We start from the raw sequence: 14546 nt of genomic DNA, 5'->3' as shown, positions 1-14546 counted from the left end.
CCTCACATGCTCTCGATGAGCCGCTCCACCCGCTCGTCCACAGCGGCGAAGGGGTCCTTGCACAGGACCGTGCGCTGCGACTGGTCGTTGAGCTTGAGGTGCACCCAGTCCACCGTGAAGTCGCGGCCGTGCTCCGTGGCCGCGCGGACGAAGTCCCCGCGCAGGCGGGCGCGCGTCGTCTGCGGCGGCGCCGTCGTGGCCTCGTCGACCTCGTCGTCGGTCGTCAGCCGGTCGACGAGGCCCCGGGCGGCGAGCTGGTGGTAGAGCCCCCGGCGCCGCGAGACGTCGTGGTAGGCGAGGTCCAGGCGCGCGACGCGGGCGCTGGCGAGGGTGAGGTCGTGCTTGCGCATGTAGCGCTGGAGCAGGCGCTGCTTGACCGCCCAGTCGAGCTCGCGGTCGACGAGCGTCGGGTCCTGCGTCGCGACCGCGCGCAGCCCGCGCTCCCACAGGTCGAGCACCGCCTTGGTGGTGCTCGTCGTCTCCCCCGCGTCGCCGCGCTCGACGAAGGAGCGGGCGCGCTCGAGGAACTCGCCCTGCACGTCGAGGGCGCTCATCTGCCGGCCGCTCGCCAGCCGGAGCGGGCGTCGCCCGGTCAGGTCGTGGCTGACCTCGCGGATGGCGCGGATCGGGTTCTCCAGCGCCATGTCCCGCAGCGGCGCGCCCGCCTCGAGCATGCGCAGGACGAGGTCGACGGCGCCGACCTTGAGCATCGTCGTCGGCTCGGCCATCGAGGAGTCGCCGACGATGACGTGCAGGCGCCGGTAGTGCTCGGCGTCCGCGTGCGGCTCGTCGCGCGTGTTGATGATGGGGCGCGAGCGCGTCGTGGCGCTCGACACCCCCTCCCAGATGTGGTCCGCGCGCTGGGAGAAGCAGTACGTGGCCCCCCGCGGCGTCTGCAGCACCTTGCCCGCGCCGACGAGGACCTGGCGCGTGACGAGGAAGGGGATGAGCACGTCCGACAGGGCGCTGAACTCGCCGGCCCGCGGCACGAGGTAGTTCTCGTGGCAGCCGTAGGAGTTGCCGGCCGAGTCGGTGTTGTTCTTGAAGAGGAAGATCTCCCCGGTGGTGCCCTCGTCGGCCAGCCGCGCCTCGGCGTCGCCGACGAGCCCCTCGAGGATGTGCTCCCCCGCCCGGTCGTGGACGACGAGCTGCTGGACGTCGTCGCACTCGGGCGTGGCGTACTCCGGGTGGGACCCGACGTCAAGGTACAGCCGGGCGCCGTTCTGGAGGAAGACGTTGCTCGACCGGCCCCAGGCGACGACGGTGCGGAACAGGTAGCGCGCGACCTCGTCGGCCGACAGGCGCCGCTGCCCCTCCGCCACGCACGTGACGCCGTACTCGGTCTCGAGGCCGAGGATGCGTCGATCCATGGACCGACCCTACGTCGGGGTGCCGACGACGGACGGGCGGTCGGGCCGGTCCGCCGTCACCCCTCCTCGGGGGCGGCCGCCGACGGGGGCGCGGGCGGCACGTCCTCCGGCAGCCCCGGGTGGCCCGGCGCGTCGGCGGGCGCCAGCAGGTCGGGGGTGCGCGGGGCGTCCACCGTGGGGTCGTCGTCCGACAGCAGCCGCTCGAGCAGGTCGCCCTGCACGCGCCGGAAGGACCGCCGCGGCAGCCCGCGCTCGAGCACCGCCACCTCGAGCGAGGAGGCGGGCAGGTCGCGCGAGTGACCCGCGGCCGGGTCGGCGGGGTCGGTCGCGAGGACGCGCCGCGCCAGCGCCAGGGCGTCGGCGAGCCGCAGGTCGGGGCGCCAGCCCTCGGCGAGGACCCCGGCGAGCGCGTCCGCGGCGCCGCCGATGACGACCGCCCCGCGCTCGTCGGCGACGGACCCGTCGTAGGTCAGCCGGTAGATCTGGTCGCCCTCGCCCGAGGCGCCGACCTCGGCGACGACGATCTCCACCTCCAGCGGCTTGCTCTCGGTGGTGAAGACGCTGCCGAGGGTCTGCGCGTAGGCGTTGGCGAGGCCGCGGGCGGTGACGTCGGCGCGGTCGTAGGAGTACCCGCGCAGGTCGGCGTAGCGGACGCCGGCCACGCGCAGGTTCTCGAACTCGTTGTACTTGCCGACGGCGGCGAAGGCGATGCGGTCGTAGATCTCGCTGACCTTGTGCAGCGCCCGCGACGGGTTGTCCGCGACGAGCGCGATGCCGGCGTCGAAGCACAGGACGACGACGGAGCGGCCCCGGGCGATGCCCTTGCGCGCGAAGTCCGCCCGGTCGCGCATGACCTGCTCGGGCGAGACGTAGAACTGCTGCGTCATGGGCGCTGGTCCTCCTCGTGCTGGGCGGTGCGGGCGTCGAGGACGCCGCGGACCACCTCGGCGACGCGCGCGTCGGGCACGCGCCGGTAGCCCGCCTCGTCGACCACGGCGACCACGGGGACGATGCCGCGGACGAGGTCGGAGCCGCCCGTGGCCGAGTCGTCGTCGGCGGCGTCGTGGAGCGCCTCGAGCGCGGTCGCCACCGCCTCGTCGACCCCCCGGGTCGGGCGGTGCAGCTTCTTCAGCGCCCCGCGCGCGAACACCGACCCCGAGCCGACGGAGTGGTGACCCCGCTCCTCGTAGCGCCCGCCCGTGACGTCGTAGCTGAAGATGCGCCCGCGCCGGCCCGCGAGGTCGTAGCCCGCGAAGAGGGGCACGACGGCGAGGCCCTGCATCGCGAGGCCGAGGTTGCCGCGGACCATGGTCGAGAGCCGGTTGGCCTTGCCGTCGAGCGACAGCACCGCGCCCTCGATCTTCTCGAAGTGCTCCAGCTCGACCTGGAAGAGCCGCACCATCTCCACGGCCAGGCCGGCGGTGCCGGCGATGCCGACGCACGAGTGGGTGTCGGCCGGGAAGACCTTCTCGATCTCCCGGTGGGCGATCATGCTGCCGGCCGTGGCGCGCCGGTCCCCCGCCATGACGACGCCGCCCGGGTAGGTGAGCGCCACGATGGTCGTGCCGTGCGGCGGGTCCAGCTCGGGCGGCAGCGCCCCCTGCGGCAGCGGGCGGCGCCCGGGCAGCAGCGACGGGTCGTGGCTGCCCACGAAGTCGGTGAAGGAGGCCGCCCCCGGCACGTGGAAGGCCGCGGGGAGCCGGCCGCCGGGTGGCTGGGGCGCGGGCGTGGCTGGCATCACCCGAGCGACCCTAGCCAGCACCCCCGACGGCGGCCCGTCGCCCCGGCCGACCCGCGGACGCCGCGGGGCCTCTCTGCGGGCGCCACGGGGCGCCCGTCGAGGGCCGCGCCTACTGCCCGCCCTTCTGGACGAAGGAGCGGACGAAGGTCTCGGCGTTGGCCTCGAGGACGTCGTCGATCTCGTCGAGGAGGTCGTCGACCTCCGCGTCGCTGCTCGAGGTGGTCGCCGACGCGGCCGGCGCGGGCGCCGGCGCGTCCTCCGGCTCGTCGTCGCGGCGCTCGTGCTGACGCTGCTCCTGCGCTGCCATGGCTGCTCCCGCCCCTCGAGGACCCCGCCCGCCGGCGGCCCCGCGGGGCGGCGCCGGCGGCCCGGCTACCGCGATGGTAGGCGCCTGCCCGCGCGTCCGTCGGGGACCCCGGCCGGTGGCCCGGTCCCGACCCGGTCGGCCGGACCCGGACGCCTCAGCCCGCCGGACGGCCCCCGGTGAGGGCGTGCACGAGCTCGGCGGCCGTGGCGCAGCGGTCGAGCAGCGCGCCGGTCGTCGCCCGGGTGCCGCGCAGGGGCTCGAGCATCGGCACCCGCTGCAGCGAGGCGCGGCCGGCGACGTCGAGGATCACCGAGTCCCAGCTCGCGGCGGCCACCTCGTCGCCGTAGCGGCGCACGCACTCGCCGCGGAACCAGGCGCGGGTGTCCTCCGGCGGCGCGACGACGGCGCGCGCCACCTCGGCGGGCTCGTGCAGCAGCTCGACGGCCCCCCGCGCCACGAGCCGGGCGTGCAGCCCGCGCTCGGGGCGCAGGTCGGCGTACTGGATGTCGATGAGCGCGAGGCGCGCCGCGTCCCACGTGAGGTCCTCGCGGGAGCGGAAGCCCTCGAGCAGGCGCAGCTTGGCCACCCAGTCGAGCTGGCGGGCGCAGCGCATCGGGTCGGCCTCGAGGTCGGTGAGGACCTGCTCCCACCGGGTCAGCACCTCGGCCGTGTCCGGGTCGACGGCGTCGCCCTGGCGGCGCCCGACGAAGGCGCGCGCGGCCTCCAGGTGCCGCCACTGCAGCTGGACCGCCGTCATCCGCTCCCCCGAGCGCAGCTCGAGGAGGTGGCGCAGCGTCGGGTCGTGGCTCACGGCCCGCACCGAGGCCACGGGGTGCGCCAGGGCGAGGTCGGGCATCTCCCCCGCCTCGACCATGGCGAGGACGAGGGAGGTCGTCCCCGTCTTCAGCAGGGTGGCGACGGGCGAGAGGTTGGCGTCGCCGACGATGACGTGCAGGCGCCGCCACCGGTCGGCCGTCGCGTGCGGCTCGTCGCGGGTGTTGACGAGCGGGCGCTTGAGGGTCGTCTCGAGGCCGACCTCCGTCTCGAAGAAGTCGGCCCGCTGGCTCAGCTGGAACCCGCTGCCCTCCCCCGTCTGCCCGAGGCCGACGCGCCCCGCGCCCGTGACGACCTGCCGGCTGACGAAGAAGGGCACCAGGGCGCGCGCGACGTCGGCGAAGGGCGTCGCCCGCGGCATGAGGTAGTTCTCGTGCGTGCCGTACGAGGCGCCCTTGCCGTCGGTGTTGTTCTTGTAGAGGACGACCTCCCCGAGCCCGGGCGAGGCGGCGATGCGGCGCATGGCCTCGCGGGCCACCTCGTCGCCGGCGAGGTCCCACAGCACCGCGTCGCGCGGCGTCGTCACCTCGGGGCCGGAGTACTCGGGGTGGGCGTGGTCGACGTACAGGCGCGCGCCGTTCGTGAGCACGGTGTTCGCGAGGCCCGCGTCCTCGAGCTCCTCGGCCACGTGCAGGCCCGTGCCGGCGGTCGCGGCCTGGGAGGCCGCGACGTCGGGCGGCACGTCGGTGAGCTGGCTCGCGTGCGCGCGGGCCCGGTCGAGCTCGAAGCCGCGCGCGTCGCGCAGCGGGGCCTCGTCGGCGTAGTCCCAGCGCGTGCCCCGCCGGGAGCGGGTGCCGCGGCCGCCGGACGACGGGTCCGGGGCCGCGTAGGCGTGCACCACCCGGCCCGACAGCAGCATGGGGTTGGCCCGGTCCTCGCCGGGCGCGCTGATCCCGAACTCGGTCTCCAGGCCCATGACGCGGCGGACGCCGCCGTCGCGGCCCCACGGGCCGCCGCCGTCAGGGGTCCTGCTCGCGAGGTCCTCGGCGCTGCTCATCGCCCGCGAGCCTACGGTGGGGCCCGTGAGCCGGCGACGCCCGCACGGGCCCTCCCGCAGCCCCCGCCCTTCGCGCCCCGTCGTGGGGCGCGCGCGCCCCGGCGGCGCGCCCGTCCGGCCCCCGGCCGCGGCGCTCGTCGTCGACCTCCTCGCCGTCCTCGTCTTCGCGGGCGTCGGCCGGGCCAGCCACGTCGAGGGCACGGGCTTGCTGCAGGTCGCCGGGACGGCGCTGCCCTTCTGGGTGGGCGTCCTGCTGGCGTGGGCGCTGCCGCGGGTGCACCGCGACCCCACCCGCGTCGTGCCCGCCGGCGTCCTCGTGCTCGCGGGCGCCGTCGTCGTCGGCGTCGTCCTCCGGCTGCTCACGGGCCAGGGCGCCGCCCCGTCCTTCGTCGTCGTGACGGTCCTCGTGCTCGCCCTGCTCCTGCTCGCCTGGCGCCCCCTCGCCTCCTGGTCGGCCCGCCGCGCCTCCCGCTGACGCGCACGCCCCCGCCCGTGCGGGCGGGGGCCGTGCGGGCGGGGGCCGTGCGGGCGTGCGTCTTGCGCGCGGGGGCTACAGGTACTGCCCGGGGCTCGCCACCGTGTCGATCGAGCGGCCGGCCTCGGAGCCCTTCTTGCCCTGCACGATGGTGCGGATGTAGACGATCCGCTCGCCCTTCTTGCCGGAGATGCGAGCCCAGTCGTCGGGGTTGGTCGTGTTCGGCAGGTCCTCGTTCTCCTTGAACTCCTCCACGCACGCCACGAGCAGGTGGTCGACCCGCAGGCCCTTGGCGCCGGTCGTGAGGAAGTCCTTGATCGCCATCTTCTTGGCGCGGTCGACGATGTTCTGCACCATCGCGCCGGAGTTGAAGTCCTTGAAGTAGAGGACCTCCTTGTCGCCGCCCGCGTAGGTGACCTCGAGGAACTGGTTCTCCTCGGTCTCGGAGTACATCCGCTCCACCGTCGCGCGGATCATCCCCTCGACGCAGGCCTCGCGGTCGCCGTCGTGGTGGGCGAGGTCCTGCGGGTGCAGCGGCAGGTCGGCGGTGAGGTACTTCGCGAAGATGTCGCGCGCGCCCTCGGCGTCGGGGCGCTCGATCTTGATCTTCACGTCGAGGCGGCCCGGGCGCAGGATCGCCGGGTCGATCATGTCCTCGCGGTTCGAGGCGCCGATGACGATGACGTCGTCGAGGCGCTCCACCCCGTCGATCTCGGCGAGCAGCTGGGGCACGATCGTCGTCTCGACGTCGGAGCTCACGCCCGAGCCGCGCGTGCGGAAGAGCGACTCCATCTCGTCGAAGAAGACGACGACGGGGTGGCCCTCGCTCGCCTTGTCGCGCGCCCGGCTGAAGATCATCCGGATGTGCCGCTCGGTCTCGCCGACGTACTTGTTGAGCAGCTCGGGGCCCTTGACGTTGAGGAAGTAGCTGCGCGCGTCCTCGCGCCCGTCCCGCTCGGCCGACTGGCGGGCGAGCGACCGCGCGACCGCCTTGGCGATGAGGGTCTTGCCGCACCCGGGCGGGCCGTAGAGCAGGACGCCCTTGGGCGGCTTGAGCCCGTGCTCGCGGAAGAGCTCGGGGTGGCGGAAGGGCAGCTCGACGGCGTCGCGGATGGTCTCGATCTGCGAGGACAGGCCGCCGATGTCGGCGTACTCGACGTCGGGCACCTCCTCGAGCACGAGGTCCTCGACCTCGGCCTTCGGGACGACCTCGTGCACGTAGCCCGAGCGGGGCTCGAGCGTCAGCGCGTCCCCCGCCTTGAGGTGGGCGCCCACGAGCGGGCCGGCGAGGCGCACGACGCGCTCCTCGTCGCCGTGGACGACGACGAGCGCGCGGTCGTCGCCGAGGGCCTCCTTGAAGGTGACGACCTCGCCGGTGCGCTCGAAGCCGCGCAGGGCGACGACGTTCATCGCCTCGTTGAGCTCGACCTCCTGGCCCGGCGCCAGGGCGTCCGCGTCGAGCGCCGCGCTGAGGGCCACGCGCATCTTGCGGCCCTGCTGGACGACGTCGACCACGCCCTCCCCCGACGGTCCGAGGTAGGTGGCGTACCCGCTGGGCGGCTGCGCCAGCCGCTCGACCTCCCCGCGCAGGGAGACGAGCTGGTCGCGGGCGTCCGCGAGGGTCCGCGCGAGGCGGTCGTTGCGGGCCACGAGCTCGCCCACCTGGTCCTGCAGGGCGGCGACGCGCGACGCGCTCGCCGCGCCCCACGTGCGCCCGGGCGGCTGCTCCCCGCGGGCGTCCCGCCCCGGGTCCGGCTGGTCGTCCCGACTGGTGCCTGAGTGGCTGTCCATGCGCGCCTCCTCGAGTCCGTGGACGACGGTAACCCGGGCACCCGGCCCCAGCGGCGGCGCCCGGGCCGGTCGGGGCGCGCCGGACCCGCCGTCTCAGTCCTCGGCGTCGACCCCGCTGCCGTCGGCGTGGTCGCCCTCGGCGGGGGCCGGCTCCTCCGCCTCCCCGTCCTCCGCGTCCCGCTCCTGCTGGAGGGCGCGGCGTGCGGTGACGTCGCGCCGCACGCGCCGCACCTTCTTCGCCGAGACGGCGCGCTCGCCGAGCGCCTCGGGCGACCAGTCCTCCTCGGCGCCCCAGGCGGTGCTGGCGCCGGTGTCCGGCTCCTCCACGGCCTCCACGTCGTCCCGCGGGCCGCCGGCCGGGCGCGAGCCGGGCGTCGCGGCGGCGGTGCCCTTGGCGGGCCGCCGGCGCCGCAGCGGCGCGGTGACGCCCTCGGCCATGCGGCGGGACGTGAGGAGGAAGCCCGTGTGGCCCACCATGCGGTGCTGCGGTCGCACGGCGAGCCCCTCGAGGTGCCAGCCGCGCACCATGGACTCCCACGCCTGCGGCTCGGTCCACCGGCCGTCGCCGCGCAGGTCCTCCGCCGTCCGCGAGAGCTGGGTGGCCGTCGCGACGTAGCAGATGAGCACCCCGCCGGGGGCGAGCGCCGTCGCCACGGCGTCGAGGCACTCCCAGGGCGCGAGCATGTCGAGGACGACCCGGTCGACCGTCCCCGGCTCCTCCGCGGCGCCGAGCTCCTCGGCCAGGTCGCCGACCGTCACCGTCCACGCCGGGTGCGGGCCGCCGAAGAAGCCCTCCACGTTCGCGCGGGCGATGTCGGCGAAGTCCTCGCGCCGCTCGAAGGAGTGCAGGTGCCCCTCGTCGCCGACGGCGCGCAGCAGCGACATGCTCAGCGCCCCCGAGCCGACGCCGGCCTCGACGACCCGTGCGCCGGGGAAGACGTCGGCCATCGCCACGACCTGGCCCGCGTCCTTGGGGTAGACGACCGCCGCCCCCCGCGGCATCGACAGGACGTGGTCGGCGAGGAGCGGGCGCAGGGCGAGGTACTCCACGCCCGCGGTGCTCGTGACGACGACGCCCTCGGGCCCGCCGATGAGGTCGTCGTGGGCGAGGTGCCCGCGGTGGGTGTGGAAGTCACGGCCCGCACCGAGCGTGATGGTGTGCAGGCGGCCCCGCGGGTCGGTGAGCTGCACGCGCTCGCCCTCGCGCAGGGGCCCGCGGCGGGCGGCGGCGCCCGTCGGGCCGCTCACGACCGGCCCCCGCGCCGCGCGGCCGCGACGACGTCGGCGCCGCGCAGCAGGCCGACGACCCGGCCGGCGGCGTCGACGACCGCGACGACCTCCGAGCCGGTGACGGCCTCGGAGTGCCCGCTGCCGACGGCGAGCAGCTGCACGAGGCGCTGGCCGGCGGCGTCGCCCGGGATCGGCGGGCCCGTGAGCGGCCGCGCCACGGACGTGGCGGCGACGGCGGTCCAGCGCTCGCGGGGCACGCGGCCGACGGCGTCGCGGTCCACCACCGCCACGGGGCGGCCGTCGCCCTCGAGCAGGACGACCTCGGAGGCCCCGGCCGCGTCGGCGGCCGCGGCGACGGCGGCGACGTCCGCGTGCAGGGGCGCGCCCACGGCCGGGGCGGCCAGCGCATCCGCGCGCAGGGCGGCCACGCGCCCGCGCAGGCGGGCGTCGGCGAGCACCGCGCTGGCGCCGGTCCACAGCGTCCCGGCCACGAGCGCGGCCCACGCCACGAAGAGGAGGGACGGGCGCTCCCCGCGCGAGAGCGGCAGGCCCAGCAGCACGACGACGGCCGCGACGGCGAGCACCCGGCCGGCCCAGGCGGCGACGACGGTGGCGCGCAGCCGGTCGCCGGTGACCGCCCAGACGCCCGCCTCGAGCATCCGGCCCCCGTCGAGCGGGAGGCCGGGGAGGACGTTGAAGACGGCGACGAAGAGGTTGGCCAGCGCGAGCGCGGACAGCAGCAGCGACGGCAGGCCGCCCGGCGACGTCGCGAGCAGGAGCAGGGCGCCGACGCCCGCCAGCACCGCGTTCGAGGCGGGGCCGACGGCGGCGACGACGAAGCTGCGGCCCGGCGTCGTCGCGTCCGTCGCGAAGGTCGTGTGGCCGCCCCAGAGCGTGAGCACGATCTTGGTCGGCGGCAGGCCGACGGCCCGGGCGGTCAGCGCGTGCGCCACCTCGTGGACGAGCACCGACAGCGCCAGGACGAGCGCGTAGGCGAGGGCGACGACGACGGCGCCCGCGCCACCCAGCTCGGGGGCCGTGCGGGCGACCGTCGGCGCGAAGAGCAGCGTGACGACGACGGCGATGACGACCCACGAGCGCGCCAGGACGACGGGCACCCCGGCGATCGCGCCGAGGCGCCACCCGTCGCGGTCGCGGCGGGGCGGCGGTCCCGCGGCCGGGGGCTGGGGTCGGGCGGCGGGGGCGTGCACCCCCCGAGCCTACGGGCGCGGCCGGGGCCCCCGCCGCGGGCGCCCCTCGCCGGGAGCCCCTCAGCCGGTGGCCCCCGGCGCGCGGCTCAGGCCCGGCGGTGCCCCGGCCGGCCCCGCCGCGCGGCGCCGGGCACGTCGTCGAGGGCCGAGGCGTCCCCGAGCGAGGACTCGGGGACGACGCTCAGGCTGCCGTCGCTCTCGAGCACGATGGCCCCGACGCGCGACACGTCACCGGCTCCGCTGGCGCGCACGGCCTGGCGCAGCTCGGACGGCGACACGCGCTGCGCCCGCAGGGCGTCCTCGCGCACCTCGCCGCGCCAGAGCAGGAGCGTGGGCTCGGAGGTGACGACGCGACGGCTGGCCGGCCACCGCGTCGTCGTCCAGGCGACGACGAGCTGCAGCGCGACGAGCAGCACGAGCGCGAGCGCGCCCTCGGTCCAGGAGACGTCCGAGCTCAGCAGGATGGTCGCCAGGGTCGAGCCCAGCGCCACCGTGACGACGAGGTCGAAGGCGTTGAGCTTGGCGAGCGTCCGCTTGCCCGACACCCGCAGCAGCACCACGAGCGCGACGTACGCGGTGGCCCCCACGGCCAGCACCCGCCCCAGGTCGGCCCACCCGTCGGTCCACATGGCCCCTGCCTACGGCACGGGCGCCCGGATGTCGCGCCCGCGCGTCCGACAGCGCCCCGCACCTGAGCCGGTGCTGGAGCCGGAGGAGCCGGTCAGGGGTGCGCCGGCGCCTCCTCCGCCGCGCTCGTGGACGTCGGGTCGTGCGAGGCCGCGCTGGCCCGCACGCGCCCGTCGCGCACCTCCTCGGCCCAGTGGCACGCGACGACGTGGCCGGGCGCCAGCTCGCGCGGCCGCGGAACCTCGTCGTGGCACCGCGTCGCCTGGCGGAACGGGCAGCGCGTGTGGAAGCGGCAGCCGGACGGCGGGGCGGCCGGGCTCGGCAGGTCGCCCGTGAGGAGGATCCGCTCGCGCGCGTCCTCGACGGCCGGGTCCGGCACGGGGATCGCCGACATCAGCGACAGCGTGTAGGGGTGCAGCGGGTTGGCGTACAGCTCGTCGCTCGGCGCCTGCTCGACGACGACGCCGAGGTACATGACGCCGACGACGTCGCTGATGTGCCGGACGACGGCCAGGTCGTGGGCTATGACGAGGTAGGTCAGCCCGAGCCGCTCCTGCAGCTCCTCGAGGAGGTTGACCACCTGCGCCTGCACCGACACGTCGAGGGCGCTCACCGGCTCGTCGGCGACGACGAGGTCGGGCGAGAGCGCCACGGCCCGGGCGATGCCGATGCGCTGGCGCTGCCCGCCGGAGAACTCGTGCGGGTAGCGGGCGGCGGCCGACGCCGGGAGCCCGACGACCTCGAGGAGCTCCAGCACCCGCTCGCGCCACGCCCGCGGACCGCCTGGCGCGCCGTGGGCGCGCAGCGGCTCGGTGAGGATGCTCTCGACGCTCTGGCGCGGGTCGAGGCTCGACATCGGGTCCTGGAACACCATCTGCATGCGCCGCCGCAGGGCTCGCAGCTCGTCCCGGCCCAGCGCCAGGACGTCCTGCCCGTCGAGCTCGACGCTGCCCGCCGTCGGCTCCTCGAGACGCAGGACGGCGCGCCCGAGGGTCGACTTCCCGCAGCCCGACTCCCCCACCAGGCCGTAGGTCTGCCCGCGCCGCAGGTCGAGGTCGACGCCGTCAACGGCGCGCACGTGCCCGACCGTGCGGTCGAGCAGCAGGCCCTTCTTGAGGGGGAAGTGCACCTGCAGGCCCCGCACGCGCAGCAGGACGTCGTCCTCCCGGTCAGCTCTCCCGCGGGCGTCCTCGACGCCGGCCGCCGGCGCGCTCACGCGCCGGCCCCCGTCGTCGCCGCCTCGGGCACGGCGGGGTGGACGCAGCGCGCGAGGTGGTCCTCCGGCAGCCCCGGATGACCGGCGAGGGCGAGCCCGGGGTCGGCGCACGCGCGGTCGGCATGGGCGCAGCGCGGGGCGAAGGCGCAGGCCCGCGCCCACGGCAGCACGTCGCGCGGGGTCCCCGGGATGGGCCGCAGCGGCTCCCCCCGCGAGGAGTCCAGCCGCGGCACCGAGGCGAGAAGGCCCTCGGTGTAGCGGTGCGCCGGCCGGGCGAAGAGCTCGCGGCGCGGCGCCGTCTCGACGACCCGGCCGGAGTACATGACCGTGACGTCGTCGCAGAGGCCCGCGACGACGCCGAGGTCGTGCGTGATGAGCAGCATGGCGGTCCCGGTCTCCCCCACGAGCCGGCGCAGCAGCTCGAGCACCTGCGCCTGGATGGTCACGTCGAGCGCCGTCGTGGGCTCGTCGGCGATGAGCAGCCGCGGCTTGCAGGCCAGGGCGATGGCGATGAGCGCGCGCTGGCGCATGCCGCCCGACAGCTGGTGCGGGTAGTCCCGCAGCCGCCGCCGGGGGTCGGGGATGCCGACCCGCCGCAGCAGGTCCTCGGCCTCCTCGCGCGCGGCGGCGCGGTCGGCGTCCGTGTGCGTGCGCAGCACCTCGGTGACCTGCGTCCCGATCGGCACGACCGGGTTGAGGGAGCTCATCGGGTCCTGGAAGACCATCGCCATCTGGTCGCCCCGCAGCCCGGCGAGGCGCCGCGGCGCCATCCCCAGCAGCTCGGTGCCGCCGAGGCGCACGGAGCCGCCCACGCGGCTCGAGCGCCGTGGCAGCAGCCCCATGACGGCGAGGGAGGTCACGGACTTCCCGCTGCCCGACTCCCCGACGAGGCCCATGACCTCGCCGGGGCGCACGGACAGGCTGACGCCGTCGACGGCGCGCGCGGGCTCGCTGCCCCGGCGCAGGAAGTCGACGGTGAGGTCGCGGACCTCGAGCAGGGGCTCGGCGGCCCCCGCCCGGCCGCTCGTGCTGGATGGCGTCACGTCGCTCCGGTCGCCCGCGGGACGGTCCGCGGGGCTCATCGGCGGAAGGTGGGGTCGAGGGACTCGCGCAGCGCCTCGCCGAAGAGCGTGAAGCCCAGGGCGGTGACGGCGATGCAGACGCCCGGCAGGACCGCCAGGTGCGGGTCGGTGGCGAGCCGGTCCTGCGCCCGCACGAGCATCCGGCCCCACTCGGCGACGGTCGGGTTCGGGTCGCCCAGGCCGAGGTAGGACAGCGCCGCCACCTCGATGATCGCCGTCGCGAGCGTGAGGGTGCCCTGGACGATGACGGGGCTGAGCGAGTTCGGGAGCATGTGGCTCATCACCACGCGCCGCCGTCGCAGCCCCAGCGAGGAGGCCGCCAGCACGTAGTCGCTGCTGCGCTGGCCGAGCATCGAGCCGCGCAGCAGGCGGGCGAAGATCGGCACCTGCGCCGCCCCGATGGCGATCATGAGGGCGGTCGGGCTGGGGCCGATGACGGCGGCGACGCTGACGGCCAGGAGCAGGCTGGGGATCGACAGCATGATGTCGACGACGCGCATGACGGCGACGTCGACGGCGCCGCCGAAGGCGCCGGCCAGCAGGCCGAGCGCCGCGCCGAAGCCGAGCCCGATGACCGTCGACACGACGCCGATGACGAGCGACTGCCGGGCCCCGTAGACGAGCTGGGTGAAGAGGTCGGACCCGAAGCTGTCGAGGCCGAGCAGGTGCTCGTCGCTCGGCCCGGGCACCGAGGAGGGCGTCACCTGGTTCGCCCACTGCGCGCCCGCCGGGGCGTACGGCGCGATGAGCGGGGCCATCAGCGCGACGAGGGCGAAGGCCAGGACGATGACGGCACCGGCGATGGCGCCGGGGTCGCGGCGCAGCCGCCGCCAGGCGCCGCGCCAGAGGCTGGTGCCGCGCTCGTCCTCGGCGAGCGGCTCGAGCGCGAGCTCCGCGGGCGTGCCCGCGGGCGGGTCGTCCTCCGGGGCGCCCGGGGGGCCGCCGGCCGGGGGCAGGTGGACGCCGCTCACGAGACGCGCACCCGCGGGTCGATGACGCCGTAGCCGACGTCGACGAGGAGGTTGACGAGGGCGTAGACGAGCGCGATGAAGAGGATGAAGCCCTGCAGCACGGGGTAGTCCAGGGTCGAGATGGAGTCGAAGAGGTAGCTGCCGATGCCGTTGATGGCGAAGACCGTCTCGGTGAGCACGGCCCCCGACAGCAGCAGGCCCGTCTGCAGGCCCACGGTCGTCAGCACGGGCAGCAGCGCGTTGCGCAGCACGTGGCGGCGGCGCACGAGCGAGCGCGCCAAGCCCTTGGCCTCGGCCGTGCGCACGTAGTCCTGCCCCGTCACCTCGAGGACCGAGGCGCGGGTGATGCGCACGATGATGGCCAGCGGGATGGTGCCGAGCGCCAGCGCGGGCAGCACGAGGTGGACGACGGCGTCCCACGAGGCGTCCCACTCGCGCGTCAGCAGCCCGTCGAGCACGTAGAAGTTCGTCACGTGCGTCGCGTCGATCCGCGGGTCCTGCCGGCCCGCCGTCGGCAGCCAGCCGAGCTGCACCGCGAAGACGAGCTTGAGCAGGTAGGCGAGGAAGAACACGGGGATGACCGTGCCGAGCAGCGAGCCGCCCACGAGCGTCGTGTCGAGGGCGCTGCCGTGCCGGCGGGCCGCCAGGTAGCCCAGCGGGATGCCGAGGACGACGGCGACGAGCAGCGCCGCGA

14 protein-coding genes are annotated in these 14546 nt (G+C 76.1%); 1 reads left to right on the top strand and 13 read right to left on the bottom strand.

Going from position 1 to position 14546, the window contains the following annotated elements; all coding sequences use genetic code 11:
- Positions 1-2 precede the first annotated feature (2 nt).
- The 5 genes from pafA to dop all read right to left on the bottom strand — a co-directional run bounded on the left by pafA (position 3) and on the right by dop (position 5168).
- Complete coding sequence (gene pafA, locus WDV85_RS09085) at positions 3-1370, bottom strand: Pup--protein ligase (RefSeq protein WP_339570298.1); 1368 nt, start codon at positions 1368-1370, stop codon at positions 3-5.
- A gap of 56 nt (positions 1371-1426) precedes the next feature.
- A complete protein-coding gene (prcA, locus tag WDV85_RS09080) occupies positions 1427-2257 on the bottom strand; it encodes a proteasome subunit alpha (RefSeq protein WP_339570297.1) in 831 nt (276 codons plus the stop codon).
- A complete protein-coding gene (prcB, locus tag WDV85_RS09075) occupies positions 2254-3108 on the bottom strand; it encodes a proteasome subunit beta (RefSeq protein WP_171202722.1) in 855 nt (284 codons plus the stop codon). The genes prcA and prcB overlap by 4 nt, the downstream gene beginning before the upstream one ends.
- 112 nt (positions 3109-3220) lie before the next feature.
- Positions 3221-3418: a ubiquitin-like protein Pup gene (locus WDV85_RS09070; RefSeq protein WP_298806474.1), complete on the bottom strand. Its 198-nt coding sequence runs from the start codon at positions 3416-3418 to the stop codon at positions 3221-3223.
- A gap of 154 nt (positions 3419-3572) precedes the next feature.
- Positions 3573-5168, bottom strand: a complete 1596-nt coding sequence (gene dop / locus WDV85_RS09065; protein ID WP_445263279.1) for a depupylase/deamidase Dop — start codon at positions 5166-5168, stop codon at positions 3573-3575.
- A gap of 106 nt (positions 5169-5274) precedes the next feature.
- Here dop and WDV85_RS09060 point away from each other — a divergent pair, with 106 nt between their 5' ends.
- Positions 5275-5724 (top strand): DUF3054 domain-containing protein, encoded by a 450-nt coding sequence (locus WDV85_RS09060; RefSeq protein WP_339570295.1) that lies wholly within the window; start codon positions 5275-5277, stop codon positions 5722-5724.
- Between the two features lie 75 nt (positions 5725-5799).
- Here WDV85_RS09060 and arc read toward each other — a convergent pair whose 3' ends face one another.
- The 8 genes from arc to WDV85_RS09020 all read right to left on the bottom strand — a co-directional run.
- Positions 5800-7515: a proteasome ATPase gene (arc, locus tag WDV85_RS09055; protein WP_339570294.1), complete on the bottom strand. Its 1716-nt coding sequence runs from the start codon at positions 7513-7515 to the stop codon at positions 5800-5802.
- A gap of 93 nt (positions 7516-7608) precedes the next feature.
- On the bottom strand, positions 7609-8763 hold the full coding sequence (locus WDV85_RS09050) for a tRNA (adenine-N1)-methyltransferase (RefSeq protein WP_339570293.1): 1155 nt from the start codon (positions 8761-8763) through the stop codon (positions 7609-7611).
- Positions 8760-9956 carry a site-2 protease family protein gene (locus WDV85_RS09045; RefSeq protein WP_339570292.1) on the bottom strand — a complete coding sequence of 399 codons (1197 nt, stop codon included), beginning with the start codon at positions 9954-9956 and terminating at the stop codon, positions 8760-8762. The genes WDV85_RS09050 and WDV85_RS09045 overlap by 4 nt, the downstream gene beginning before the upstream one ends.
- 86 nt (positions 9957-10042) lie before the next feature.
- Positions 10043-10585 (bottom strand): DUF421 domain-containing protein, encoded by a 543-nt coding sequence (locus WDV85_RS09040; protein ID WP_339570291.1) that lies wholly within the window; start codon positions 10583-10585, stop codon positions 10043-10045.
- 92 nt (positions 10586-10677) lie between these two features.
- Positions 10678-11736 (bottom strand): ABC transporter ATP-binding protein, encoded by a 1059-nt coding sequence (locus tag WDV85_RS09035; RefSeq protein WP_445263278.1) that lies wholly within the window; start codon positions 11734-11736, stop codon positions 10678-10680.
- Between the two features lie 59 nt (positions 11737-11795).
- Entirely contained in the window at positions 11796-12881 is a 1086-nt protein-coding gene (locus WDV85_RS09030; RefSeq protein ID WP_339570289.1) for an ABC transporter ATP-binding protein, read from the bottom strand.
- A complete protein-coding gene (locus tag WDV85_RS09025) occupies positions 12878-13852 on the bottom strand; it encodes an ABC transporter permease (RefSeq protein WP_339570288.1) in 975 nt (324 codons plus the stop codon). The genes WDV85_RS09030 and WDV85_RS09025 overlap by 4 nt, the downstream gene beginning before the upstream one ends.
- A partial coding sequence (locus WDV85_RS09020; RefSeq protein WP_339570287.1) for an ABC transporter permease occupies positions 13849-14546 on the bottom strand: 698 nt, incomplete at its 5' end. The genes WDV85_RS09025 and WDV85_RS09020, both read right to left, overlap by 4 nt.

Source organism: Pseudokineococcus sp. 5B2Z-1 (assembly GCF_037482305.1).
Taxonomy (GTDB): domain Bacteria; phylum Actinomycetota; class Actinomycetes; order Actinomycetales; family Quadrisphaeraceae; genus Pseudokineococcus.
The sequence above is the reverse complement of the archived record's forward strand: the minus strand, read 5'-3'. Positions and strand labels throughout refer to the sequence as shown.